Source organism: Mesorhizobium sp. M8A.F.Ca.ET.207.01.1.1, from assembly GCF_004794715.1.
Classification (GTDB): Bacteria; Pseudomonadota; Alphaproteobacteria; order Rhizobiales; family Rhizobiaceae; genus Mesorhizobium.
On record NZ_SRUS01000248.1, the window covers coordinates 1 to 357 of the forward strand.

General features: G+C 64.1%; 1 pseudogene. It reads left to right on the top strand.

Annotated elements, in window-relative coordinates:
* Window positions 1-357 (top strand): annotated as a pseudogene (locus tag EN850_RS34375) (glutathione-dependent formaldehyde dehydrogenase); the annotation flags it as partial.

Sequence of the window (357 nt, forward strand, 5' to 3'; positions counted from 1 at the left end):
CCTGCATCGAGGCGGTGGGCTTCGAGGCCGAGGGCAGTGCGCTGGAGTCAGCGTTGACCGCCGTGAAGCTGGAAGGGAGCAGCGGCGTTGCGATCCGGCAGTGCATCGCGGCAGCACGTCGCGGCGGCGTGGTCAGCATTCCGGGGGTCTATGCCGGTTTCATCCATGGATTCCTGCTGGGTGATGCGTTCGACAAGGGGCTCACGTTCAAGATGGGGCAGACCCATGTGCAGGGCCTGATGCCCGAGCTGCTTGACGCGATCATGGAAGGAAAGCTGGACCCGGGTGACATCATCTCGCACCGGATGCGCCTTGCCGATGCAGCGCAGGGCTATGCCCTGTTCGATGCCAAGGATG